Source organism: Sphingomonas sp. SP1, from assembly GCF_058313395.1.
Genome location: NZ_JBZFLC010000001.1, coordinates 752,144 through 776,097 on the forward strand (window position 1 = coordinate 752,144; position 23,954 = coordinate 776,097).

Genomic DNA, 23,954 nt, shown 5'->3' on the forward strand with positions numbered 1-23,954 from the left:
CCCCTTTTGCCCCGCCGTCCGCCAATCGTGATAGGACCAAGTTGAAAGACGGTTCAACTTTCAGTATCGGTTGGTGCAAGGCGGCGCAACCCGGGAGTCGGGCACGCGTCAAGATGGGGGAGTTTCTTTATGTCGTTCCGTACCGTGCGTGTCCTGCTTGGCTCGGCCGCCCTGCTGGGCCTTGCCACTCCCGCAGTGGCGCAGTCTGCCGAGCAGACCAGCGCCGACGCGGCCGACCAGCCGCCTGCCGCCGAAGCGACTGGCGCCCAAAACGACGAGGAAACGGACACTGCAACCGGCGATATCATCGTCACCGCTCGCCGGACCGAGGAGACGCTGCAGCGCGTCCCGGCGTCCGTTTCAGCGTTCAACGAACGCACCCTCGACCGGCTTCAGGCGACGGATACGAGCGGGCTTCAGGGTGCGGTTCCCAACCTCAACATCGTCCAGGGGCGTGGCTCGTCCAACGCCACCAACATCTACATCCGCGGCATCGGGCAGCCCGACGCCTTGCAGACGTTCGACCCCGCGGTCGGCGTGTACGTGGACGACGTCTACCTGTCCCGGATCCGCGGCAATCAGCTCGATCTGCTCGACGTGGAACGGGTCGAGGTGCTGCGCGGTCCGCAAGGCACGCTTTATGGAAAGAACACCATCGGCGGCGCGATCAAGTTCGTATCCCGCCGCCCGGGGAAGGATTTGCGTGCCAACGGCTCGCTGACGGTTGGCAGCTACGACCAAGTGGAGCTGCGTGGCTCGATCTCGGGTCCGGTCGTGGAGGGTGTCTCCGCCGGGCTCGCGGTGATGCGGGCGAAGCGGGACGGCTATGTCGAGGACCGGAACGATGACCGCGAGTATAACGACCGCGATTCGTTCGGCCTGCGCGGCACTTTGGCGCTGGACGTCAGCAATCGCTTCCGCGTCGATTTTACGGCCGACTATTCGAAGGACGACGCCAAGCTGAACACTGGTGCGCCGCTCAACGACCTGGTCAACCTCTTTACTCCGACGGTCATCGTGCCGCTGGAGCGTGATCCCGACGATTATGACTTCACGGTCGAAACAACGCCGGGCCTGCCCAACTCGACAAAGCTGAAGCATTGGGGCCTGTCGGGCACGGCTGCCTACGATCTGACCGATGCGCTGACCTTCCGCTCGATCACCGCCTACCGCGAGCTGTCGACGAGGGACTATATCGACATCGACGCGACCGCCGCCGAGGTCGGCGACGTACTGGTGGATGTTGCCCAGAACCAGTTCAGCCAGGAATTTCAGCTGGCCTATTCGGGCGAGCGCTTGTCCGGAGTGGCGGGCCTCTACTATCTGCGGGAAAACAATGTTTCGCATCAGGAGGCGTTTGCCGACGACCTGGTCAACCTGACGATCTTCCGGGGAATCCTCCCCGATTTCCTTCTTGGGCCGTCCAACTTCCCGACCTTCCTGCGCACCATCGACGACGACCTGCGCACGGACAGCTACGCCGCCTACGCCAACGCCAGCTACGCGGTGACCGACGCCTTGCGCCTGTCGGCCGGAATTCGCTGGACGCGCGAAGAAAAGGATTACTTCCGCACCACCTCGACCTTTTCGAGCTCACCGCTGCTCACCAGCGTGGCGCCGTTTGTGTTCGACCGGAAGGACAGTTGGACCGATGTCTCCCCGATGGCGTCCATCGATTATCGCTTCAGCCCGGTGACCATGGCCTATCTGCGCTATGCCAAGGGCTTCAAGTCGGGCGGTTTCAACGGCCGCGCCAACGAGCTTGGATCCGCAACGGCCTATGACCCCGAGACCGTCCAGTCGTTCGAGGCCGGCCTGAAGACCACCGTTGCCCGTCAGCTGCGCCTGAACTTCGCGGTGTTCCATAACAACTACAAGGATTTCCAGGCCCGGGTCTCGGAACTGGACGAGAGCACTACCCCGCCCACTCCACTGCTGTCGGTGCTGAATGCGGGCAAGTTGCGTATTCGGGGCGCGGAACTCGAGGCCGCCTGGACCCCGATCCGCGACCTGCTGCTCGACGCCCAGATCGGCTACCTCGATGCGGAGTACAAGGAATTCAACGACCGTCGCTTCTCCGACTTCGACGGAAGCCGCGCATTTCAGACGCCCGCCTTTTCGCCGAAGTGGACGATGCGCTTCGGGTCGCAATATTCCTTCGACCTCGGCGGCGCCGGCGGCATCACCCTTGGCGGGCAGGCCCGATATCGTTCGCGTCATGCGCTGTCGGTCGACAATACGTTCACCAACACGGAGACGGAGATCGAAGGCCTGTTCCAGAAGAGCTACTGGCTGGCCGATGCCCGGGTGGTGTGGGAAAACTCGACCAAGCAGTTTTCGGTCGGGCTGTACGGCAACAATCTGTTCGACAAGTTGTACAAGACCGATGGTCAGGAATTCTCGTCGATCGGAAATATCCGCACCGTCTACTTCGGTGCGCCGCGGACCGTCAGCTTGCGCCTGACCGCCCGCTACTGATCGGTTGAGGGCACGGGGCGCTTGGCATGTCCGGCGCCCCGTGCCACCCACAAATCATGGCATCCCGTGCACCGGCGCTGACGCGCAGCCCCAACCTCGTTCTCACCTTCCTCCTGTTCGCCTACATCCTGAATTTTCTCGACCGGCAGTTGCTCAGCATCCTGGCGCAGCCGATCAAGGAAGATCTGTCGCTGAGCGATACGGAGTTCGGGGCCATCGCCGGCCTGGCGTTCGCCCTGCTGTATTCGGTCGCTGGCGTGCCCTTGTCCTACCTCGCCGACCGCACCAGTCGCAGCCGCGTCGTCGCGGGATCCCTGGCGGTATGGAGCGCCTTCACGGCCTTGTGTGGCACGGCGCAGGGTTATTGGTCGCTGTTCCTGTTCCGGCTGGGGGTCGGAGTTGGGGAGGCGGGCGGTGTCGCGCCGTCCTACGCGTTGCTGGCCGACTATTTCCCTCCCGAACGGCGCGGCAAGGCGCTTGGTATCTACTCACTCGGCGTACCGATTGGCCTGGGCAGCGGGCTGCTCGTGGGTGCGTACATTGCGACCTACATCAACTGGCGCGCCGCATTCCTGATCATGGGTGTGCTGGGTGTGGTCCTGGTGCCCGCATTTCTCTGGGTCGTCCGCGATCCGCCTCGGAAAACCGCTCAGGCGACCACTTCCGTGCGTCTTAGTGAGGTTTGGGCGGTGGTATCCCGCAAGCCCAGCTTCTGGCTGATGGCTTTCGCCGCCTCGCTCAGCTCCCTCGTCGGCTACGGGCTCGCTACCTGGATTCCGTCCGTACTGATCCGCAGCTATGACCTGACGCTGATCCAGGCGGGCCAGTTCATGGGCAGCCTACTGCTGATCGGCGGGGTGCTCGGCGTTTTCGCAGGCGGCGTGCTGGCCGACCGGCTCGGCCATGGCGACAAGCGCTGGTATGCACGGCTGCCGGCCATCGCCTGGCTGATCACCACCCCCTTGTTCCTGTTCGGGCTGACGACCGACAATCTGTGGCTGGCCTGGCTGCCGCTGGTGTTCGCGAACGCGCTCAACATTCTCTGGCTCGGGCCGGTGACCACGGCGGTACAGAACCTCGTGGAACGGCCGATGCGCTCCACCGCCTCCGCCTTTTTCCTGCTGATCAACAATCTCATCGGGCTTGGTGTTGGTCCGCTGCTAATCGGTGCGGTGTCCGATGCCCTGCGCGAAACCTATGGTCCGGACAGCCTGCGCTACGCGGCGGTGGGGGCACTGGGCTTCTACCTGATCGCGTCGATCCTAGCGCTGCTGGCCTCCCGCTGGCTGACGCGTGACTGGGTGGACGAACCCGGCCACGTAAGCTGAACCTAAGCAAGGAAACGCGGAAATCCGGGGTTCACCTGGGAAGCGGTAGATAGACCGTTCCCTCCGTCGAGTGCGGGAACGCTGCGCTTCGACAAGCCGTTAAGGCTCACTGAAAGGAGAATCTCCATGCGTATGCTGAGTTTGGCCGCCGGTGTTGCGGCCCTCGCTCTCGCTGCACCAGTTGCCTCGAAGCCCGACAGGGGCGGCGGCGGGGGTGGTGGCGGCAAGCCCGCCAAGATCGAACGCGGCGGCGGCGGCCAGAAGGCCGCTCGTGCCGAGCGTCGCGGTGGTGGTGAGCAACGGGCCCGGGCGGAACGCCGCGGCGGAAAGCAACAGGCTCGCGCGGAACGTCGGCCGGAGCGTGTCGAACGGCGCGCTAGGCTGGAGGATCGGGTGCGCCCAGCCGATCGGCGCGAAGCGCGTGCCGAGCGGCGGCAGAATCGCGAACGGATCCGCGCCGCTCGCGGCAACGACCGCGTCCGCGAGGTTCGCCGTCGCGATGAGCAATTGCGCGAACGCCGCAACGACCGCGTCCGCGAGGCCCGTATCCGGGAAAACCGCGCCGAGCGTATCCGCGAAGCGCGTCAGCGCGACAATCGCCTGGAACGAGTCCGTGATCGTTTGAGGGAGGATCGTTTCGATCGGCGCCGGGACGATGGTCTCCGCTTCGTTTCCCGCGACCGCGACCGGCGAGACGGTTATTCGTTTCGTTATGCGGACTATGACCGCCGCGACTTGAATGGCTGCCCGCCGGGTCTGGCAGCCAAGAACAACGGCTGTCTGCCGCCGGGCCAGGCCAAGAAGCTGGTCGGACGGGCACTGCCGGCGGCATTCGCGGCTAGCTTGCTGCCGGGCGCATACCGCAACTGGTATCCGGACAATGACGACTATTATTACCGCGAAGGCGACGGGCTTATCTATCGAATCTCGCGCAATTCGGATCGGATCGACGGCTATTCGCCCTTGTGGGGCTACGGCGTCGATTACGTCCCCGACTATTATTACGCCGGGGAGCGGTATCCGCTCGACTATGTGAGCTTCTATAACGTGCCCGAGCCGTATCAGCCCTATTATCGGGACGATGACGACTGGCTGTATCGTTATGGCGACGGTGGCATTTACCAGGTGAACCGCTCGTCGGGCGTGGTCGAAGCGATCGTTGCGCTGCTTGGCGGCGACCTGGCGGTCGGACAGCCGCTCCCGGTAGGGTATGATGTCTACAACGTGCCCTATTCGTACCGGGACCGCTATTACGACACGGACGATAATTGGTACCGTTATTCGGACGGCTACATCTATCAGGTCGACCCGAAGACCCGACTGATCCAGGCGGTTATCCAGGCGCTGGTCTAGGTCGTTTGCGCGCGCGGGGCCGCTCTCGATCGAGCGGCTCCGCGCCCGTCGTTTTTCAGGAGAAACAGATGAAGCGTGTCTTGCTTGCCGGCGCCCTGGCGCTGGCGATCGCGGGGTGCAACGAGGCCGGGGGCGGCAACGCTGAGGGAGCCAACGCCGCCGCGAACGTGGCGGGCCCGGTGCGGCCGAGCGGGACTATCGCCGACGCGATCGGCAATGGTCGCTTTGCCCAGGCGGTCGAGGCGGCTGGCCTGAAGCCGACCCTTTCCGGAGCCGGGCCGTACACGGTGCTGGCGCCCACCGACCAGGCATTCGCCGAGGTCCCGCAAGCGCGCATGCAGACGCTCCTCAGTCCTGCCGGCAAGGAGGAATTGACCCGCGTACTAACCTTCCACGTCCTGCCCGGCACGATGCTGGCAGCCGACATCGGCAAGGCGATCGATGCCGGCGGCGGCAAGACGATGCTGGCCAGTCTTGGCGGCGGCACGCTGACCGCGACCAAACAGGGCGACACGATTGTCATTACCGATTCTGCTGGAACCCGCGCCACCATGACCGGTAACGAACGGGTGGTCGGCAACGGCGTCCTGCACTCCATCGACAAGCTGCTCGCCCCGCCTGCCGCCTAAGCCCTTTTTCCCTCGCAAACGCCACTGGCACCGCACAATCCGCTCGCTATAACAGCACTCCAACAGCGGGTGCATCCGGTCGGACGGGTGTGGTCCCCAAGGGGCAAAAGGGCATAGCAGCGCGATGAAGGCGACGATCGAACGGGCCACTCTTCTGAAGAGCCTCAGCCACGTGCAGTCCGTGGTGGAACGGCGCAACACCATTCCCATCCTGTCGAACGTGATGCTCGACGCGCGCGAGGATGGTTCCATCCGGCTGATGGCGACGGACCTCGACCTTCAGGTGGACGAAGCAGTACCCGCCAACGTGTCGCAACCGGGCGCCACCACCATCTCCGCCCACACTTTTTTCGATATCGTCCGCAAGCTGCCTGAGGGAAGCCAGGTCGAACTGTCGGCGTCGGAAGGCAAGATGCAGGTCGTCGCCGGCCGGGCGCGCTTCAACCTTTCGACCCTCCCGCGCGACGACTTCCCGGTTATCGCCGAAGGCGACCTGCCAACCCGGTTCGAACTGCCGGCCGCCACCCTGCGCCAGATCATCGACAAGACGCGCTTTGCCATCTCGTCCGAAGAGACCCGCTATTATCTGATGGGCATCTTCCTCCACATCGCCGACGATCAGCTGAAAGCCGCGGCCACCGATGGGCATCGGCTGGCCCGGGTGACGGTGCCGAAGCCGGATGGAATCGACGGGATGCCAGACGTGATTGTGCCCCGCAAATGCGTGGCCGAGCTGCGCAAGCTGCTCGACGAGGTCGAAGGCACCGTTGAGGTGTCGCTGTCAGCCACCAAGATCCGGTTCGTGCTGGGTCACGCCGTGCTGACTAGCAAGCTGATCGACGGCACCTTCCCCGATTACAACCGGGTCATTCCGACTGCGAACGACAAGCTGCTGAAGCTTGATCCCAAGACTTTCGCGGCTGGCGTCGACCGGGTGTCGACCATTGCCAGCGAAAAGACCCGCGCGGTGAAAATCGGCGTGGACCGCGATCGGGTCACCCTGTCGGTCACCAGCCCCGAAAACGGCGTCGCCACCGAAGAATTGCCAGCCGACTATAGCGCCGACGGGCTGGAGATCGGGTTCAACGCCCGGTACCTGCTCGACATCCTGCACGAGATCGACGGTGACAGCGTCGAGGTTCACTTGGCGGATGCTGCAGCACCGACTTTGCTGCGGGAGAACGACAAGTCGAACGCGCTTTACGTATTGATGCCGATGAGGGTGTAATGCGCCTGACGTCGCTTCTGACCGCGTTTCGACGCTTGAACCTTCCGCCCAGTGTCAGAACCGATACTCGAGTTACGGTCGTGCGGGAACATTGCCGGACGGTAGGGCGGATGTGGTTCGCTCAGTGAGCACGACCGAGAAAGTCGGCCCGACCATCAGCCTGACGGTCTTCGGCAAGCCATGGCCACGAAGGTCAGGTGGCTGACCAACCCGAAGCCGCGACGAATCGCGGCACCCGTCTTTGGCTCTATAAGCGTCCGTTTCGCATCGGGTGGCACGAGGCGATCGTCCTGTTCGATGCCCGGCTGTCTGGCAATTACAGCTCGCTGTGGATCGACGGCGAGCAGGTCGCGGCCGACTTCACGCCGACCTCGGGCCCGGAGGGAATTCGCACCCATAGGCTGACGGCAACCCTCCCCGATGGCGAAAAGGTCGAGGTCGAGGCTGGGTACAACAGCTGGACCAGGGTCGGCATCGCCGTGCACGTCGACGGAAGGCTGATGCACGAGAGCCATCCCGGCAAGCGCATCGCCTTTCCCGAGCGTGCGGCCAAGATGATTTCCCAGACCAATTCGCGCGGATCCCCCGCCTATGACCCGGACAAGCTCAAGCGCAACAAGGTGCCGATCTTGGTCGACATTGCCACCGGGCTGCTGTTCTTCGTCGTCGCCAAAATGATCGACCTCAGGACTGCGGCGCTGATAGGTGCGGGCGTCGGGCTTGCCCTCGTCGTTGCGCAGCGCTTTGTGAAGGTCGACCTGATCGGTGGCCTGGCCCTCTTCGGAGTGGTGATGCTGCTAATCACCGCAGGCTTCGCCATCGCGTTCGAGGACGATGAATTGATCAAGCAGCGCTCCACCATCGTCGGCCTGATCGGCGCAGCTTGCTTCCTGTTCGACGGGCTGGTGCTGAAGGGCCGTCGTCTTGGCCACGGCATGAACCGCTACATCGCCTATAACGATATCGACGAGAGGCGTCTGGCTATCGGCATGGGGCTGACCGGCGTGTTCATGGCCGGGTCCAATTATGTGGTTGTGAAGCTGGTCTCCACCGACGCGTGGCTGTTCTACACAACCTTTCTGGACCTGCCAATCGTGATGATCCTGGTCTTGATGGCGATCAAATGGGCCCGAGGGGGACGGGGCGGCCTGGCCGCCGTCGGCTGAAGTGGCGCTCGCCCGCCTTAGCCTCACCAATTTCCGTAACTATCCCGAATTGCTGATCGCGCCGGGAGCAGGCTTCAATTGCCTGTTCGGCGAGAATGGCGCCGGCAAGACCAACATCTTGGAAGCCGTGTCCCTGCTCGCACCCGGACGGGGCCTGCGCGGAGCTGCCTTGGGCGAAATGGCCCGGAGCGATGGGCCAGGCGGGTTTGCTGTTGCCGCCCGAAGCGACGACACCGACCTTGGGACGGGGACGCTGCCGGCCGCTCCGGAGCGGCGGCAGGTGCGCGTCAACGGGGCGGCCGCGTCCGTCAACAGCCTCGCCGAGTGGCTGTCTATTCTGTGGCTGACGCCGGCCATGGACCGGCTGTTTAGCGGGAGTGCCGGTGATCGCCGCCGCTTCCTCGATCGCCTGGTGCTCGCGCTCGAGCCGTCCCATGCTCATCACGCCGCTCGCTACGAGGCGGCCATGAGAGCCAGGAACAAGCTGTTGGCCGAGCCGGAAGGGGGCGATCCGCAATGGCTTGCCGCGCTGGAGGCCGGCATGGCCGACCATGGCTCGAGCCTCGCCGAGGCCCGCGGACGAACCGTGACGCTGCTAGCGGAGCGGCTGGAGCACGCACCCGACGATCGGTTTGCCCGCGCCTCAATGACACTTGAGGGCTGGCACGAAGGCGATCTCGCTGCGACCCTTCGCGCCAATCGCGGACGGGATGCAGCCGCCGGGCGGGCGACCGAGGGTCCGCATCGTCAGGATCTTGCGGTCACTCACGCCGCCAAGCGTCAGGCAGCGGCGCGGAGTTCGACCGGTGAGCAGAAGGCGCTGTTGCTCGGCCTCGTGCTGGCGCACGCCGAACTGGTCGCCGACCGTCGCCGCGCGTCGCCCATCCTGCTGCTCGACGAGGTTGCCGCCCATCTCGATCCGGCCCGTCGCGAGGCGCTATTCGCCCGGCTCGAGGGACGTGGCCAGGTATGGATGACGGCGACCGAGGCGGCATTGTTCGAGGGGATTGGGCGGGCGACCCGCTTTCGCGTCGAAGGCGGCACTGCCCGCCCGGCATGAGTCGGCTCAGAAATCCGCCCCCATCGTGACCGCCCAGCCACTGCCCGGCTCGGCCTTCCCGACCAGCCGATAGCGGTAGTCGAGATGCGTCCGGATCCCCGGGAACAGTTGCATGGACATGCGCGGCCCGACGTCGAGGCGGGTCAGCCCCTGTTGGGCCCCGCCCCAGGCACCGGCGCCCAAGGCAAACCGTCCGAACAACGGGCGCGATACGGTCGCGCCGCCGTCCACGAACCAGGCCTTGTCGCGAACGCTCACCACGCCAGCCTGGCCATAGCCGTCGAGCCGGAAGTTCCAGGGCAGCCGCTGATCATAAGTCCCGCCTTCGGCCAAGACTGCAAAGGCGTTGCGCCCGCCGCCGGCTGGGCCACCCCACGCCTGTCGGCGCTCGGCCATGACCCGAACTGGCAAGGCACTCAACGGTTGCCACGACACGCCAAGGGCAGCCTCTCCGGCCATCCTGGTCTGGGTCTGCGGATTGATCGGTGCCGACACCCGCAGATTGGCGGCGAGGCGCGGATTGACGCGATACGTCAACCGTGCCCCGGCCTGGCTGCCGCCCAGTTGCCCCCCGGCCGCAAGTCCGCTCGGCGTGGTTACCGGCAGGCGAGGGTCGATCACCGTTCGGCTGGGCTGGCGCACCAGCGCCCAGGCGGACAGGCTCAGTCGGTCCAGCTTGGCCAGGCCAGTCACCTCCACCGGCTTCGTCCCGACAAAGCTTGGAACGGCGCGGCGCGGAGTAAAGCCGCTGGTGGGGGACGCGAATGCCAACTCGGTGTCGCCCGCCGCACCGGCCGCCGGCATGTCGCTGAAGTCCGGACCCGGCGCGATTGTCCCATTTGCCCAGTCTCGTCCGCCTTGTGCGCTGTGCGGCATCGCTGCCGGATAGTGGCTGACGGGCGCTGCCACCGGATAATAGAAGGGCACGGGCACTGGACGCGCATAGGGTTGCGCAAATGCCGGCTGCATCGGGGGATAGGGGTAGGGGCCGGTCGCCGGCATCGCCGATGCCGGTTGATAGCCGACCTCGATCGGCACGGCTTGCGGCTCGACCTCGCTCATCTGCGGCACGGGGCTGGAGGGTGCGGGGAGCGGCACCAGCGGCAGCGGCTCGACCATCAGCACTTCGCCGGCGGCGCGCACCGTGATCCAGCCGAACACCGCCACTGCAAGAAAACGCACGGGCGCGCTCACGACCGCACCGCCAGTTGCGGAAAGATGTGCGCCGTCTTGTCCCATTGCCGGGGCCCACCGCGCCGGTGAAGGGAAAAGGCGCGCCATGCGGCCAGGATTGCGATCAGGTTGCCAACCACGACGCGAGGCAGGGAAACCAGGCCCTCGACCAGGCCGTAGGTTCGGGCGGTGAAGACCGCCCGCATGAACAAACGCCAGAGCAGCAGCACGGTGTTGACCTTCAACAAGAGGATGAGCAGCGGCGACGGCGCCGGCGGAGGAGGTGCGCCCAGGCTGGTGGCCAGCGCCAGCTGCCCCCACAGCAGGGCAGCGACATAACCCGACAACAGCAGCACTGCCGCCAGCGGGCCCTTGCGATCACGCATCCGGAACCACCGCTCGCCCCAGCCGCCGCGCCAGCCGAGCCGATCCCATCCGGCAAAGGCGATGCCGCCGACCCAGCGTGCCTTTTGTCGTACCGCGGCTCCCAGGGTCGCCGGGAAGTGGCCCCGGCTGGCGACCACGCCCGGGCGGCCGCCCGGATCCGCCAGCCGAGCGAACAGTGTCCGTCCACCAAGCGCGCCTACGCGCAGGCCCATCTCATAATCCTCGGTCATGCTGCCGCCGGCAAAGGGCTTGCCGTCGTTCTCCGTCGCCAGGGCCTCCAGGGTCCGCCGAGCGATCGCGCAACCGACGCCGGCCAGCGGCACCGCGGCGCCGACGGCTTCCCGCACCACCAGGTCCTTGCCGTGACTTTCCGCAAACTCGTCGCAATAATGACCTGCGACCCAGCTGGACGCCGGATCGATCAGCGGAACGACCGGCAGCTGCACCAGCGCGGCACGCTCGATCAAGGCATCGAACGCCCGAAGTTCATGCGGGTGCACCAGGTCTTCGGCATCGTGGAGCACGATCGCCTTCGCCGAGCGGCCGCCTTCCGCTTCCAGCCGTCCAAGGGCGGTGTAGAGATGATTGAGGCAATCGGCCTTGGTCGTCGGGCCGTCGACCGGTACCTCGATCGGGACAATGCGCGGATCGGTGACGCCTCGGATTGCCGCCGCCGTTGCCGGGTCGTTGCGGTAGTGGCCCACCAACAAGGTGAAATCGGGATGATCAAGGCGCTCAAGCGTGGCGCGCAGCATGGGCGCGATGACGGCGGCTTCGTCCCAGGCCGGGATGGTCACGACCAGCCAGCCCGGCTCACGAGGGTCAGGCAAGGCGGCCAGGCTCAGCCGCTCCCGCCCGTCGGTCATTCGCCGCGCGAGATACAGCAGATCCACGGCGAGATCATCGAGGGAGAAGAGCAGAAAGCCAAGCGCCGCGAACAAGGCCAGTTCGGACGCCAGCCGCTCCAGCAGCACGGCAGTCATGCCAGGCAGTGATTTCGAAAGGCTCGGGACAAAACGCGCTCCACGAGAGCAGATCAACCGAGCGGCGCCTCTGTGTCATAGCAAAGGTATGGGCTCAAGAAGGTCCGCTAATTTCAGAAAAGAAACTTCAGAACGGTGCGACTCGGCCACAGTCAATTGGTCGGATGGCCTTGCGCCGGTCCGGTCCGGGGCGGCATGAACAATCCGTGCCATCATTGCCGCGCCGCCTTTTCATCAGAACTTCAACCGCTTGCCTTGCGCTGCGGTCGTTTCGGCAGCCGCTACGATTAACGACTGCTCTTGACTCATGGTTAACGGAGGTGTTGGGGCGACGCTCGCTGGTCCGGATGGGCGGACGATCGCAAGGCGGGGCGAAAAGCCATGAAGAAGCTGTTGCGCGACACTGCCGGGGCTGCCGTTCCCGAGATCGCCCTGGGGCTGGCTCTGGCGGGGGCGGCAATGGTCGTGGCGTCCATCGGTCTCAACGGCGCAATCCAGCAGGCCGTCACCGAGCAGGCCGCGGCCGACACCCGGCACTAAGACCACTGATCGCCGCACTCGCGTTGATGGCGGCAACCGAGCAGCCGGCTGCTGCGCGAACGCTTTATGCCGGCCCTTACTGGAGCGCGCTGGAGCGCGGCGGGGGACGCACCTGCGCCGCCGTTGCACGATCGGAACTGCTCGCGCCCAAGGGGCGGCAGCAAGCCTCCGCAAGCATCAGCTTCGACCGCCCCGACACCGGCCGGCGGCAGGGCGAACTTCACTTTCGGCTGAGCCGGCTGTCGCGTCCGGGCAGCCAGGCGCTGCTGCTGATCAGTGGGCGGCCGTTCCAGTTGGTCACACGGGGCTTCGATGCGTGGAGCAGCGGACCCTCGCAGGAGGTGGCCATCATCGCCGCAATTCGCCAGGCGGGCGACATGCGGCTACGGTTCCGATCCGCGTCCGGCGGCCATACCGATCGTTACCTGCTCGGCGGCGCTCCGACCGCAATCGATGCCGCCGCGCTCGCCTGTTCGCGGCGGCGCTAGAAAAAAGCCGCATTTGCCACTACATGCGGGCACTCTCATGAGCGCCGATACCATTTTGATGCCGATTCCCGGCCCGATCGATCCCGTGCCCGTGCCGCGCGCCGCGCCGGCACGCGCCGATGGAAAGCGGGAGCTGGTCGGACTTTCACGCGACGCGATTCGCGCCGCGTTGGCCGACGCCGGCATGGACGCGCGGCAAGCCAAGCTGCGGGCCAAGCAGCTTTGGCACTGGATCTACAACCGCGGGGTGACCGACTTCGCGCTGATGACCGACATCGCCAAGGCGCAGCAACCCTGGTTGGCGGAACGATTCAACATCGCCCGTCCGGACGTCATGGAAGCGCAGGTGTCCACCGACGGGACCCGCAAGTGGCTGCTCAAGACCGACGACGGCCATGATTTCGAGATGGTGTTCATTCCCGATGCGGATCGGGGCACGCTGTGCGTGTCGAGCCAGGTCGGCTGCACCCTTAACTGCCGATTCTGCCATACCGGCACCATGCGGCTGGTCCGCAATCTGGAGCCGCACGAGATCGTCGGACAGGTCATGCTGGCCCGCGACGCATTGGGGGAATGGCCAAGCCAGCCGGAAGGCCGGATGCTGACCAACATCGTCATGATGGGGATGGGTGAGCCGCTCTACAATTTCGACAATGTCCGTGATGCGCTGAAGATCGTCATGGACGGCGACGGGCTTGGTCTCAGCAAGCGGCGCATCACCCTTTCGACCTCCGGCGTGGCGCCGATGATGGAACGGGCCGGCGAGGAGATCGGGGTCAACCTGGCGGTATCGCTGCATGCGGTGACCAAGGAAATCCGCGACGAGATCGTGCCGCTGAACAAGAAGTACGGCATCGAGGAGCTGCTGCGGGCCTGCGCCGACTATCCGGGCGCCAACAATGCCCGCCGCATCACCTTCGAATATGTGATGCTGAAGGACAAGAACGACAGCGACGAGCATGCGCGCGAACTGGTCCGCCTGATCCGTCATTATCGGCTTCCGGCCAAGGTCAACTTGATTCCCTTCAATCCCTGGCCGGGGGCGCCGTACGAATGCTCGACGGATGAGCGAATCCGTGCGTTCAGCAACATCATCTTCGAAGCCGGCATCTCGGCGCCGGTGCGCACGCCCCGCGGCCGCGACATCGATGCGGCATGCGGTCAGTTGAAGACTGCCGCTGAAAAGCGCCGCCGGGCCGACATCGACCGGGAGCAGGCGGCTTGAGCCGCGCGTTGGGCGCGATATGGCTTCGCTTGCGCCCCCCGCCGAACTGATTCGCCGCCGCATCGCCGGCGAAGTGGTCAGCTTTTTCAATGACCGTGGCAAAGGGCAGGAGCCGATCAAATCCTCGCCCGACGCGCTGTGCCCGCCAGGCGGCGCTGCCTGGCGCGTGCATGGGGATGTGACGGCCATGATGGTCGGCGGAATCGCCGCCCTGCTGCTGCAGATGCTTCACCCGAAGGCGCTGGCCGGGGTGTGGGACCACAGCGACTTTCAGCGCAACATGCACGGCCGGTTGCGCAACACCGCACGCTTCATCGCCGTGACTACCTACGGCGCCCGCGACGAGGCGGAAGCGGCGATCGCGCGGGTTCGCCGCATTCACTCGTCTGTGAACGGTTCGCTGCCCGACGGCGCATCCTACGATGCCAACGATCCCCGCCTGCTGGCGTTCGTGCACGTGGCCGGCTCCGCCATGTTCCTGGCGGGATGGCGCCGCTTCGGCAAGCCGAACATGAGCCGGTCCGACCGAGACGCCTATTGGGCCGAGGTCGCCCCGGTCGCACTCATGCTCGGTGCCGATCCCGTGCCGGCCGCCGACCATGACGCGCAGGCGCTTCTCGACAGCTTCATTCCCGAACTGCGTTCCGACGAGCGCAGCCGTACCGTGCGCGACATCATCACTCGCGCCCCGCCGGCGAAGCTCAGCGCGCTTCCGGTCCAGGCCTTGCTGATGCAGTCAGCCATCGACCTGCTGCCGTCCTGGGCTCGCCGGATGCATGGCCTGCGCACCTCCGGTTTCGGCGCACCGGCCGTTGGCGCTGCAACCTATGGCCTGGCCTCCACTTTGCGCTGGGCCCTGTCCCCGCGCTAGGCTTCAAAAGAAACCGGGGGTTCTGAGCGATGAGTCTGGTCGGGCGTTTTGTGGATGGCATGCTGCCGGTCGGGCAATTGACGCTGATCATGCCCGATGGCCGCCGCGAAACCTTCGGAAGGGGCGGTGGCGATCACCGCACCGTCCGGATTCACGACCGAGCGGCATTGCTTTCCGTGCTCAGAAACCCGCGGCTGGGCATCGGCGAGATGTACATGGACGGCCGACTGACGGTCGAGGACGGCACGATCCTCGATCTCCTCCAGTTGGTGGTCGGCGCCAACCCATTCGAAGCGGGCGGGCACAAGGGGAAGCTCAGGAAAAAGCGGCTCGGTCGGGTCGGCCAGCTCCTGCGCCGCAACCCGGCTGTGCGCTCGAAGCGAAATGTCGCCCATCACTACGATCTGGATGGCCGCCTGTATCGGCTCTTCCTCGACCCCGACCTTCAGTATAGCTGCGCCTACTTCCGCGATCCGGCAAATAGCCTGGAGCAGGCGCAGGCCGACAAGAAGGCGCATATCGCCGCCAAGCTCTACCTGCAGCCGGGCCAGCGCGTGCTCGACATCGGCTGCGGCTGGGGCGGCATGGCGCTCTACCTCAATCGCGCGGCCGATGTTGACGTGCTCGGGGTGACGTTATCGGAGGAACAGCTCGCGGTCGCGCGACAACGGGCCGAGCAGGCCGGCGTGGCCGACCGCGTCCGGTTCGAGCTGATCGACTATCGTGCGGTCACCGGCAGGTTCGACCGGATCGTGTCCGTTGGCATGTTCGAACATGTCGGCGCCGCGCACTACCGCGAGTTCTTCGCCAAATGCCGGGATCTCCTGGCAAACGATGGCGTGATGCTGCTCCATAGCATCGGGAAGTACGGCTCGGCCGGCGGGCCGGACCCATTCACCGACAAATGGATTTTCCCCGGCTATCACCTGCCAAGCCTCAGCCAGATGAGCGAGGCGGCGGAGTCCGTGCGGTTGATCACGACCGACGTCGAGACCTTGCGGCTCCACTATGCCTATACGCTGCGTCACTGGCTGGCGAACTGCGTTAACCACCGGCCGGAGATCGAGGCGTTATACGACCCACGCTTTTTTCGCATGTGGGAATTCTACCTGTCGGGCGGCATCGTCGCCTTCGAACATGGCGCGATGAACAATTTCCAGGTGCAATATGTCCGTGATCGCCGGGCGCTGCCGATTACCCGCGACTATCTGGAGCAGGCGGAGGAGCGGTATCGCGCCACCCCTCCGCCAGTTCCCGCCTAGCGGCGCCGGCCGCGCAGTTCGGCCACCAGCGCCGGCGCCGGGTAGATATTGCGCAATGCTTCGTCGACCGCGGCGGTGGAAACGACCACGGTCCGGTTGAGGTTCGGATCGTAGCCGTAGTTGCCCCCGAGCGAATGGATGTTGCCATCGAACGCGGCCCCGATCACGGCCCCCGACCGGTCGATCACCGGTGAGCCGGAATTGCCGCCGATGATGTCGTTGGTGGTGACGAAGTCGTAGGTCGTGGTCTTGTTGATCCGCGCCTCGTTGCGCACGAAGGCCTCGGGCAGCTTGAATGGCTCCGCGCCGGTGGCCCGCTCGAACGCACCGCCCAGGGTCGTGCGGGTCGGGACTTGCTGGCCACGCTCGGTCCAGCCTGCGACCTTGCCGTAGCTGATGCGCAGGGTGAAGGTCGCATCCGGATAAACGGTGTCGCCATAGGCTGCGAACCGAGCGGTCGCGAGCCGCGCCTGGGCAGCGGTCACCGGCCCATCGTACCGTTCGTTGTACAGGCGGGTCAGCTCACGGTCCCGGACGTCCAGCTTGCGGGCATATTGGATCAGCGGATCGTTGGACGCATCGATCGCCGCCTTGCCGCCCTCCCACAGCTGCTTGCGGAATGCCGGGTCGGCCAGCCGGGTGCCGCTCACCAGCCGCCGCGAGAGCTGCTCCGGCGACTCGCGACCGAGCAACAGGCGCGTCTGCGGATCGTCGGCGCCCAGATACTCACGCGCCTTCGACAAGCTCCATTCCAGCTGCAGTTGTTCCAGCCACGGATAAATCGGCCGGGCGTCGGTCACCTGCTTTTCCAGCAGCGGCAGCGCGCTGTCGGTATAGCCCGGCAGCCGCTGGCTGTTCGGTTTGGCGCGCTCGTCGGCGGCCCGGACCAGTGCCTCGGCATAGCCGTAAAGGTCGCTCTGCGGGCTGCTGAACCGGTAGGGAATGTAGATGTCACGGTAAGCGCGCACGGCCCCGGCGATGTCTGCCCACGGATTGCCGATCGCGGCGTTTCCGGCCGAGCGCTGCTTAAGGTCGGCCTCGGCCGCCGCCAGCTTGGCGGTGAAGGCCGGGTCGTTCAGCGCCTTCACCCGCCCGATCATGACCTTCAGGCTGTTCTCGACGCCGAACAGCGTATCGCCGCCCTCGCGCTTGCGCTCGGGGCTGGCATCCATCGCCGCGATCAAACGGCCGCGCAGTTCCGACATCGTGGCGAGAGTGATCGGCAGCGCGACCTCCCGCTGGAAGGCAAGCTGCTCGCTGGTCAGCAGGCGCTGGGTCGATCCGGGATTGCCGACGACAAAGGTGGCCTCACCGTCCCGCGGGGCGCGGGGCGCCCACTGCAGGTGAGCCGGGGTCGCGACCGGCCGCCCGTTCTCGTACGCCCGGAGGAACGCCGCATCCATGGCGTAGCGCGGGAAATTGAAATTGTCGGGATCGCCACCAAAAAAGGCCGCTGCGAATTCCGGCGCCCAGGCGATGCGGACATCGCTGTACTTGCGATACCGGTAGAGCTTGTACTGGCCGCCGCCATACAGCCGCACGACCTGGCAGCGGGTGGTCGCGGTATCCGTGCAGCCTGCTTTCTCGATCTCCGCGATGCGCGCGTCGCGGGCCTTTACGGCCGCTTCGCCGGTGGCCGAGCCGATCGCGGTCTGGACGTCGCGGGTCACGTCGCTGATCGAGGTCACGACTTCTGCCTGCTGACCAGGGCACTGGCGCTCGGCCGCGCGGTTGGCGGCGGTGAAGCCGTTGGCGACGATATCGTTTTGCGCCGTGGAAAGGTCCTGCAGGCAGCTGACGACACAATGGTGGTTGGTGAGGATCAGGCCGGCATCGGACACGAAGCTGGCCGAACAGCCGCCCGTCAGGCGCACCGCCGAGGCGCGGACCTTATCCAGCCAGGCCTGATCCGGCGCCCAGCCATAGGCCGCCTTCATCCGGGCGGCAGGAAAGGCATCAAAGGTCCACATGCCCTCGTCCGCCTGGGCGGCGGCGGGAATGAGGGAAAGCACGGCGGCACTGGCCGCAAGCCTGGAAACAAAGCGCATCGAACACCTCGGACAGGAAAAGGATGCCGGCGTGGTAGCTTGCCGCGCGGCCAAAAGAAAAGGGTCCGGCGATACGCTCGCCGGACCCTTCTGGTCGTTGGTAGAATGGCTCAGCCGCGCTGCTGCCCGCGCCACTGCTGACGGAATTGCAGCCGCTCCTCGCGCGTCACTCGTCCGTCGCGGTTGAGGTCAGTCCGGTCGAACCGCTGCAGCGCCGCGCCGGTCGCTTCCTGCAAGGACAGGCGATTGTCGCGGTTGCGGTCGGCCATCGCGAACATTCGGCCACCCATTCCGCCGCGCATTCCCATTCGCTGGCCGCGCATTCCATGCTCGCCGCGCATTGCCTGACGCTGGGCGAACTCCTGGCGGCTGATCATTCCATCGCGGTTGAGGTCGAGCCGGGCGAAGGCACGCTCGGTCCGCTGGGCCCGGCGCGCGGGGTCGACGGTCCGCTGGCGCTGTTGTCGCATCGCCTGCCGGCCCTGCCGCAGCTCTTGCTGGGTCAGGAATCCGTCACGATTCACGTCCCTCTGCACGAAGCGCTGCTGCGCCCGCTGTACGACCTCGGCCCGGGTCTGCACGCCATCGCGCAGGCCAGGAGCAGCGCCCCATTGCGGCGCCTGGGCAACGGCACCGGTCGCTGCAAGAGCAAGGATGGCACCGGCCAATAGCTTGAAATTCATGGTGGAAACTCCTTCGGACCCTTGTTCAAGTTTCGGTACGACGAATGGCCTTTCCCCGGGTTGAACGGCCTGGACAGCCGCGGTGCAGCCTGCTGGCGCCGGCTGCCCATCAAGCAATTCTTTACCATAAGTCGATTACGGCTGCCGCTCGAGCAGGGAAGCGGAAAGCGTCAGCGGCGATGTTCCAAGTGCGTGAGATCAAGGCAGCATCGCTCGGCGTCGCGATCGTCGGGATCTATCTCACTCTCGTCCTGGCCGGCGGGCGCGTCGATGCGATGGACTTCGGCCGCATGCTGACCCGCTACCTGATCGCAAGCTTTGCCTTGTGGGTCTTCGTCGGCCTGGTTCTCAATTTCGTCCGACTCGGCGTTGCTGCCCTTCGCAGCGGTCGAGAACCGTTCCTGCCGCAATTCCTGCGCACCGTGCTAAGTGCCCGCTGGGAGCGCGATCGTTGCGTCTCGCTGTTGTGGCCGCCGCTGTTGTTCGCGCTGCTGATGGCCTCGTTCAACGCCTACAAGCAGATGGTCTTGCCGCTCGCCGGCTTTCGCTTCGATCCGCTGTTCGCGGCCATGGATCGGGCGTTGTTCTTCGGCCAGGATCCGTGGCGCGTCAGTCACGCGCTGTTCGCCTCCGACGAACTGACCCTGATGATCGACAGCGCCTATCACGGCTGGTTCGTGCCGATGGCGGTGGGCCTTGCGGTGTGCGCTTATCTGCCGGCCTCCAGCTATCGGCTGCGCACGCAATATATGCTGACCTATATCGGCGTGTGGATCGGGATCGGCAGCATCCTCGCCTTCCTGCTTCCGGCTGCTGGTCCCTGCTATTATTCGCACTTCGTCGAGCCCAACCAGTCCTTCGATCAGCTTCGCCAGCGGCTGATGGAGGCGCAGGCCGGGGTCGGTACGCCGCTCGCCGCGCTCAAGAACCAGGCCATGCTCCTCAACACTTTTGGCAGCAGTTCGCTGGAAACCGGCGCGGGCATCTCGGCGATGCCATCGGTCCATAACGGGTTGGCCGTGCTGTTTGCGCTGGGGGCTTTCCGACTGAACCGGATCGTCGGGTCGGTCTTTGCCGCCTATGCCGTGCTGATCTGGATCGGCTCCTTCCATCTTGGGTGGCATTATGCGGTCGATGGCCTCGCCGCCGCCGCACTGACGATCGGCCTGTGGAAGGTGAGCGGCCGGATCGCCGATGCGCTGGACCGGCCCCACGAGACAGTTGCGCCACAGGCCGCCGTCGCCTGACGACCCGGACCGCTTGTCATAAGGATGGCAAACGCCACGCGGCGCGCTAGGGAGTCGCTCCGCATGGACTGGATGATCGCCTCTCCGCCGAACGTGGCTGCCGTGACCCGGCCGAAGGAATGGTGGGAAACCCGGACCTTCGTCGTCGCCATGATCCTGCTGTCGGCCGTTCCGCTGCTCTATCCGCCGATTCCGCCGCTGGTGGATTTGTTCGGTCATATCGGACGCTACCGGGTCATGCTGGATCTTGCCGACAGCAGCAGCCTGCAGCGCTTCTACGAGTTCCGCTGGGGAATCGTCGGTAACCTGGGCGTCGACCTGCTGGTGTATCCACTCGGTAGGCTGGTCGGGCTCGAGCCGGCGGTGAAGCTGATCGTCATCTCCATCCCGCCGATGACCGTCGCGGGCATGCTGTGGGCCGCACGCGAGGTGCATTATCGCCTGCCACCGACCGTGATGTTCGCGCTGCCGTTCGCCTACGGTCACCATTTTCTGTTCGGCTTCGTCAACTATGCCCTGTCCGTCGCCTTCGCGTTCCTGGCGTTCGGTCTTTGGCTGCGGCTCGGGCGGCTCGGCAAGACGCGGCTTCGCGCGGCGTTGTTCATTCCCATCAGCGTCGTCGTCTGGCTGACCCATGCCTTCGGCTGGGGGCTGCTCGGCCTTCTCGCGTTCGCGTCCGAAGCGGTCCGGCAGCACGACCGGGGCCGCGGCTGGATCATGTCGGCGCCGCGCGCGGCCTTTCACTGTCTCAGCCTGGCACCGCCGATGCTGCTCATGCTCGCCTGGCGGGAAGGAGCGGGCGGAGAAACGGCCGATTGGTTCAATTGGGAGGTCAAGGGCCGCTGGATCGAGATGGCGTTGCGCGATCGCTGGCGGCTGTTCGACCAGGTTTCGATCGGCATTGTCGGGGCCGTGCTGGCGCTGGCCGTCCTCATTCCAAAGCTGACCTTTTCGCGGATGCTGTTCTTCACCTTCCTCGTGCTGTCGGCGGCATTCGCGCTGCTGCCCCGTATCATTTTCGGATCGGCCTATGCCGACATGCGGCTGGTGCCGTTCGCCATCGCGGTGGCGGTGCTGGCGATCCGCTTCAAGGGGGAAACACCCCTGCGCTTCGCCCGGGTGATCGCGGCGCTGGCCCTGGCCTTTCTGCTGGCGCGCACCGCCAGCGTCACCGTCAGCATGGCGATCGCCGCCAACGACCAGCAACGGCAGCTTGCGGCCTTGGATCGCGTGCCGATGGGGGCCCGGGTGGTCAGCATGGTTGGGCTCAGCTGCAAGGACGGCGGCTGGCCGATGTGGCGAAATGCGCACCTTGGCGGAATGGTGGTGGCGCGCCGCTACGGCTTCTCCAACGACCATTGGCAGACGCCTGGCGCCAAGCTGCTCGACGTCACCTACGAGCCGGCGGGCTTCTGGAAATACGACCCGTCCAATCTGGTCCGTGACCCGCGTTGCGGCCTGCCGTCCGCTTTTCCGGTCGACATGATGCTGCAGCGCTTTCCGCGGCAGGCGTTCGATTACCTTTGGATGATCGATCCGCCTCCCTTCGACCCGGCGCTGCTCGGCGATGCGCGCAAGGTCTGGCAGGGACCAAACGGGTCGGCCCTCTACCGCCTGCCGGGCGCAGACGCTACGCAGCGGCCATGACCCTGCTGTCCATCGTCGTTCCCTGCTTCAATGAGGAAGCCTGCCTGGAATTGCTTCACCGCCGGCTGACCGATGCCGCCCGCGGGTCGGTGGGCGAGGATTATGAGATCGTCCTCATCAACGACGGCTCGCGCGACGGCAGCTGGTCTTTGATGCGAAGCCTGGCCGCCGCCGATCCCCGGCTCGTCTGTCTCGACTTGTCCCGCAACCACGGACACCAGCTGGCGCTCACCGCCGGGCTGGACCTTGCGCGGGGCGACCTCATCCTGATCGTCGACGCCGACCTGCAGGATCCGCCCGAACTGCTCGGCCCGATGCTCGAAACCATGCGGACGGAGGGGGCCGACGTCGTCTACGGCGTTCGCCGAACCCGGGCCGGCGAGACGCGCTTCAAAAAGGCGACCGCTCATGCGTTCTACCGCCTGCTCGCCAACGCGACCGAAATCGACATCCCGGTGGATGCCGGCGATTTCCGACTGATGACCCGTCGCGCGCTGGACGTATTGCTCGCCATGCCGGAGCAGGCCCGCTTCGTTCGCGGGATGGTCGCGTGGATCGGCTTTCGCCAGGTTCCGTTCCTCTACGACCGGGCCGAGCGCGCGGCCGGCGAGACCAAATACCCGCTGCGCAAGATGCTCCGCTTCGCGCTCGATGCGCTGACCGGATTCTCGTCCGCGCCGCTGAAACTTGCCAGTCACTTCGGGCTATTGCTCAGCTTCGGTTCGCTGCTGATCGTGCTCTATATCCTGTACGCGTTCGTCACCGGCCAGAGCATCCAGGGCTGGACCTCGCTGATGCTCGTCGTGGTCGTGCTTGGCGCGGTGCAGATGTTCGTGCTGGCGATGATGGGCGAATATATCGGCCGGCTTTACAGTCAGGCCAAGGAACGGCCCCTGTACATCGTGCAGGAAATCGCCGGCCGTACCGAACGGCGGCACGGGCGGCTCGGTCAGGTTGCCGAACTCCGGCCGTCTCAGCGGGCCGACGCGACTGCGAACAGCGACAGCCCCGGCGTCAGCGGGACCCTGCCGACCAGGTGACGTTCGGCCGCGAAGGCCTTTTCCAGGACCGTGTTGAGCAGCTTTGGCGGCAGCGCGTCGTCGCTGTCGTCCTTGCCGGTGAGCTTGCCCGCGAGGCGCGCGGCGACGGCGAGCGGAAAGAGCAGGCTGTTGAAATAGCCGATCGCCTCCAGCCTCAACGGCGATCCGTCCATCAGCCGCTTGAGACCGGCCTTGGAATAGCGCCGCTGGTGGTGGTTCACCACGTCGTGCGCGGACCACATCCACTGGTGCGCGGGGACGGTCATGACGAACTTGCCGCCGGGTTTCAGCCGTTCGGCAATGCTTGTCAGCGCGGCGGAGTCGTCGGCGATATGCTCGATCACGTCGAAGCTGCCGATGAGGTCGTAGGCCCCCTTGTCGACACCGTCGAGTTCGGGAAGCGGCGCTGACCCGATCGGCCGCCCGAGCCGCTTTTCCGCCATCGCTCGCGCCGCGGGATCGACCTCGATCGCATCGACAGCGCCGAACTCGCCGAGCATCGCCAGATTGTGGCCGGTGCCGCAGCCGATTTCCAGCACGCGCGCGTTCGCCGGCGGACGCACCTTGCGTCGAATGAGGTCGGCCAGCACCTCGCGCCGCGCCCGGTACCACCAGTGCCGCTGATCCAGTTCCGCCATACGATCGTAGACGACGCGTTCCATCAGCCGAACACCCACAGGCGGTTGAGAAGATAAGTGGCGAACGGCGTGACCAGCACCGCCGGCACCAGCGGCCACCAGGTCGGGCCGCCCAGCACGTCCGTCGCGATCCAGGTGAAACCCGCATTGAGCAGGAAGCCAAAGGTTTGGACGGTCAGGAACTGCAGCTTGGTCCGCCTGTCCTCCACCTTGCCGTGCCCGCGAAAGCTCCATCGGCTGTGAAGGAAGAAGCCGACGCTGACCGCCACGGCAAAGGCGATCACCACCGCGAACACCGGCCACATGACATAGGTCGCCAGCGGCCAGTAGATCGCCGCATACAGGATCGTCAGCCCGATGCCGACCAGGCCGAAGCGCATGATCTGACCGAACGTTTCACGCTGGTGTGGGGGAAGGGCTGCAATCATGGTCTTTCCTTGCCCTTTACCGCTGGGCAGTTACAGCGCCAGCGTTTCTTGG

Annotated in this window: 21 protein-coding genes; 15 read left to right on the forward strand and 6 right to left on the reverse strand. The window is 65.6% G+C overall.

Going from position 1 to position 23,954, the window contains the following annotated elements; genetic code table 11:
* Window positions 1–129: 129 nt before the first annotated feature.
* The 7 genes from AC4GYS_RS03935 (at window position 130) to recF (ending at window position 9,242) form a co-directional block, all read left to right on the forward strand.
* Window positions 130–2,478 (forward strand): TonB-dependent receptor, encoded by a 2,349-nt coding sequence (locus tag AC4GYS_RS03935; protein ID WP_491107798.1) that lies wholly within the window; start codon window positions 130–132, stop codon window positions 2,476–2,478.
* A 56-nt stretch (window positions 2,479–2,534) separates the two neighbouring features.
* Entirely contained in the window at window positions 2,535–3,806 is a 1,272-nt protein-coding gene (locus AC4GYS_RS03940; protein ID WP_491107799.1) for a spinster family MFS transporter, read from the forward strand.
* Between the two features lie 126 nt (window positions 3,807–3,932).
* Window positions 3,933–5,159 (forward strand): hypothetical protein, encoded by a 1,227-nt coding sequence (locus AC4GYS_RS03945; protein ID WP_491107800.1) that lies wholly within the window; start codon window positions 3,933–3,935, stop codon window positions 5,157–5,159.
* 68 nt (window positions 5,160–5,227) lie between these two features.
* On the forward strand, window positions 5,228–5,788 hold the full coding sequence (locus AC4GYS_RS03950) for a fasciclin domain-containing protein (RefSeq protein WP_491107801.1): 561 nt from the start codon (window positions 5,228–5,230) through the stop codon (window positions 5,786–5,788).
* A gap of 124 nt (window positions 5,789–5,912) precedes the next feature.
* Complete coding sequence (gene dnaN / locus AC4GYS_RS03955) at window positions 5,913–7,016, forward strand: DNA polymerase III subunit beta (protein WP_491107802.1); 1,104 nt, start codon at window positions 5,913–5,915, stop codon at window positions 7,014–7,016.
* A gap of 197 nt (window positions 7,017–7,213) precedes the next feature.
* Window positions 7,214–8,182 (forward strand): septation protein IspZ, encoded by a 969-nt coding sequence (locus tag AC4GYS_RS03960; RefSeq protein WP_491107803.1) that lies wholly within the window; start codon window positions 7,214–7,216, stop codon window positions 8,180–8,182.
* Between the two features lies 1 nt (window position 8,183).
* Window positions 8,184–9,242, forward strand: a complete 1,059-nt coding sequence (gene recF / locus AC4GYS_RS03965; RefSeq protein ID WP_491107804.1) for a DNA replication/repair protein RecF — start codon at window positions 8,184–8,186, stop codon at window positions 9,240–9,242.
* 6 nt (window positions 9,243–9,248) lie between these two features.
* Here recF and AC4GYS_RS03970 read toward each other — a convergent pair whose 3' ends face one another.
* Window positions 9,249–10,424 carry a hypothetical protein gene (locus tag AC4GYS_RS03970; RefSeq protein WP_491107805.1) on the reverse strand — a complete coding sequence of 392 codons (1,176 nt, stop codon included), beginning with the start codon at window positions 10,422–10,424 and terminating at the stop codon, window positions 9,249–9,251.
* 8 nt (window positions 10,425–10,432) lie between these two features.
* Complete coding sequence (locus AC4GYS_RS03975; protein WP_491107806.1) at window positions 10,433–11,785, reverse strand: glycosyl transferase family protein; 1,353 nt, start codon at window positions 11,783–11,785, stop codon at window positions 10,433–10,435.
* Between the two features lie 381 nt (window positions 11,786–12,166).
* Here AC4GYS_RS03975 and AC4GYS_RS03980 point away from each other — a divergent pair, with 381 nt between their 5' ends.
* Genes AC4GYS_RS03980 through AC4GYS_RS04000 form a run of 5 tightly spaced genes read left to right on the forward strand, consistent with a single transcriptional unit; the run spans window position 12,167 to window position 16,171 of the window.
* Entirely contained in the window at window positions 12,167–12,325 is a 159-nt protein-coding gene (locus AC4GYS_RS03980) for a hypothetical protein (protein WP_491107807.1), read from the forward strand.
* A 26-nt stretch (window positions 12,326–12,351) separates the two neighbouring features.
* Window positions 12,352–12,813, forward strand: a complete 462-nt coding sequence (locus tag AC4GYS_RS03985) for a hypothetical protein (protein ID WP_491107808.1) — start codon at window positions 12,352–12,354, stop codon at window positions 12,811–12,813.
* A 37-nt stretch (window positions 12,814–12,850) separates the two neighbouring features.
* Window positions 12,851–14,038 (forward strand): dual-specificity RNA methyltransferase RlmN, encoded by a 1,188-nt coding sequence (gene rlmN, locus AC4GYS_RS03990; protein WP_491107809.1) that lies wholly within the window; start codon window positions 12,851–12,853, stop codon window positions 14,036–14,038.
* A 19-nt stretch (window positions 14,039–14,057) separates the two neighbouring features.
* Window positions 14,058–14,909 (forward strand): oxygenase MpaB family protein, encoded by an 852-nt coding sequence (locus AC4GYS_RS03995; RefSeq protein ID WP_491107810.1) that lies wholly within the window; start codon window positions 14,058–14,060, stop codon window positions 14,907–14,909.
* 29 nt (window positions 14,910–14,938) lie between these two features.
* A complete protein-coding gene (locus tag AC4GYS_RS04000; protein ID WP_491107811.1) occupies window positions 14,939–16,171 on the forward strand; it encodes a class I SAM-dependent methyltransferase in 1,233 nt (410 codons plus the stop codon).
* Here the strand turns inward: AC4GYS_RS04000 and AC4GYS_RS04005 are convergent.
* Window positions 16,168–18,219 carry a S46 family peptidase gene (locus AC4GYS_RS04005; protein WP_491107812.1) on the reverse strand — a complete coding sequence of 684 codons (2,052 nt, stop codon included), beginning with the start codon at window positions 18,217–18,219 and terminating at the stop codon, window positions 16,168–16,170. The two genes, AC4GYS_RS04000 and AC4GYS_RS04005, sit on opposite strands and share 4 nt — an antisense overlap.
* Window positions 18,220–18,329: 110 nt before the next feature.
* Entirely contained in the window at window positions 18,330–18,902 is a 573-nt protein-coding gene (locus tag AC4GYS_RS04010; protein ID WP_491107813.1) for an EF-hand domain-containing protein, read from the reverse strand.
* 179 nt (window positions 18,903–19,081) lie between these two features.
* Between AC4GYS_RS04010 and AC4GYS_RS04015 the strand changes: the two genes are divergently transcribed.
* The 3 genes from AC4GYS_RS04015 to AC4GYS_RS04025 all read left to right on the forward strand — a co-directional run bounded on the left by AC4GYS_RS04015 (window position 19,082) and on the right by AC4GYS_RS04025 (window position 22,836).
* Window positions 19,082–20,149 carry a phosphatase PAP2 family protein gene (locus tag AC4GYS_RS04015; RefSeq protein ID WP_491107814.1) on the forward strand — a complete coding sequence of 356 codons (1,068 nt, stop codon included), beginning with the start codon at window positions 19,082–19,084 and terminating at the stop codon, window positions 20,147–20,149.
* Between the two features lie 63 nt (window positions 20,150–20,212).
* On the forward strand, window positions 20,213–21,796 hold the full coding sequence (locus tag AC4GYS_RS04020; RefSeq protein ID WP_491107815.1) for a hypothetical protein: 1,584 nt from the start codon (window positions 20,213–20,215) through the stop codon (window positions 21,794–21,796).
* On the forward strand, window positions 21,793–22,836 hold the full coding sequence (locus AC4GYS_RS04025) for a glycosyltransferase family 2 protein (protein WP_491107816.1): 1,044 nt from the start codon (window positions 21,793–21,795) through the stop codon (window positions 22,834–22,836). The genes AC4GYS_RS04020 and AC4GYS_RS04025 overlap by 4 nt, the downstream gene beginning before the upstream one ends.
* On the opposite strand, the gene AC4GYS_RS04030 is transcribed toward AC4GYS_RS04025, so the two are convergent.
* Both AC4GYS_RS04030 and AC4GYS_RS04035 read right to left on the reverse strand, forming a co-directional pair.
* The gene (locus AC4GYS_RS04030; protein WP_491107817.1) at window positions 22,770–23,498 is read right to left on the reverse strand and encodes a class I SAM-dependent methyltransferase; all 729 of its coding nucleotides are present in this window, start codon (window positions 23,496–23,498) and stop codon (window positions 22,770–22,772) included. The genes AC4GYS_RS04025 and AC4GYS_RS04030 overlap by 67 nt on opposite strands.
* Complete coding sequence (locus tag AC4GYS_RS04035; protein WP_491107818.1) at window positions 23,498–23,902, reverse strand: GtrA family protein; 405 nt, start codon at window positions 23,900–23,902, stop codon at window positions 23,498–23,500. The genes AC4GYS_RS04030 and AC4GYS_RS04035 overlap by 1 nt, the downstream gene beginning before the upstream one ends.
* Window positions 23,903–23,954: the final 52 nt, after the last annotated feature.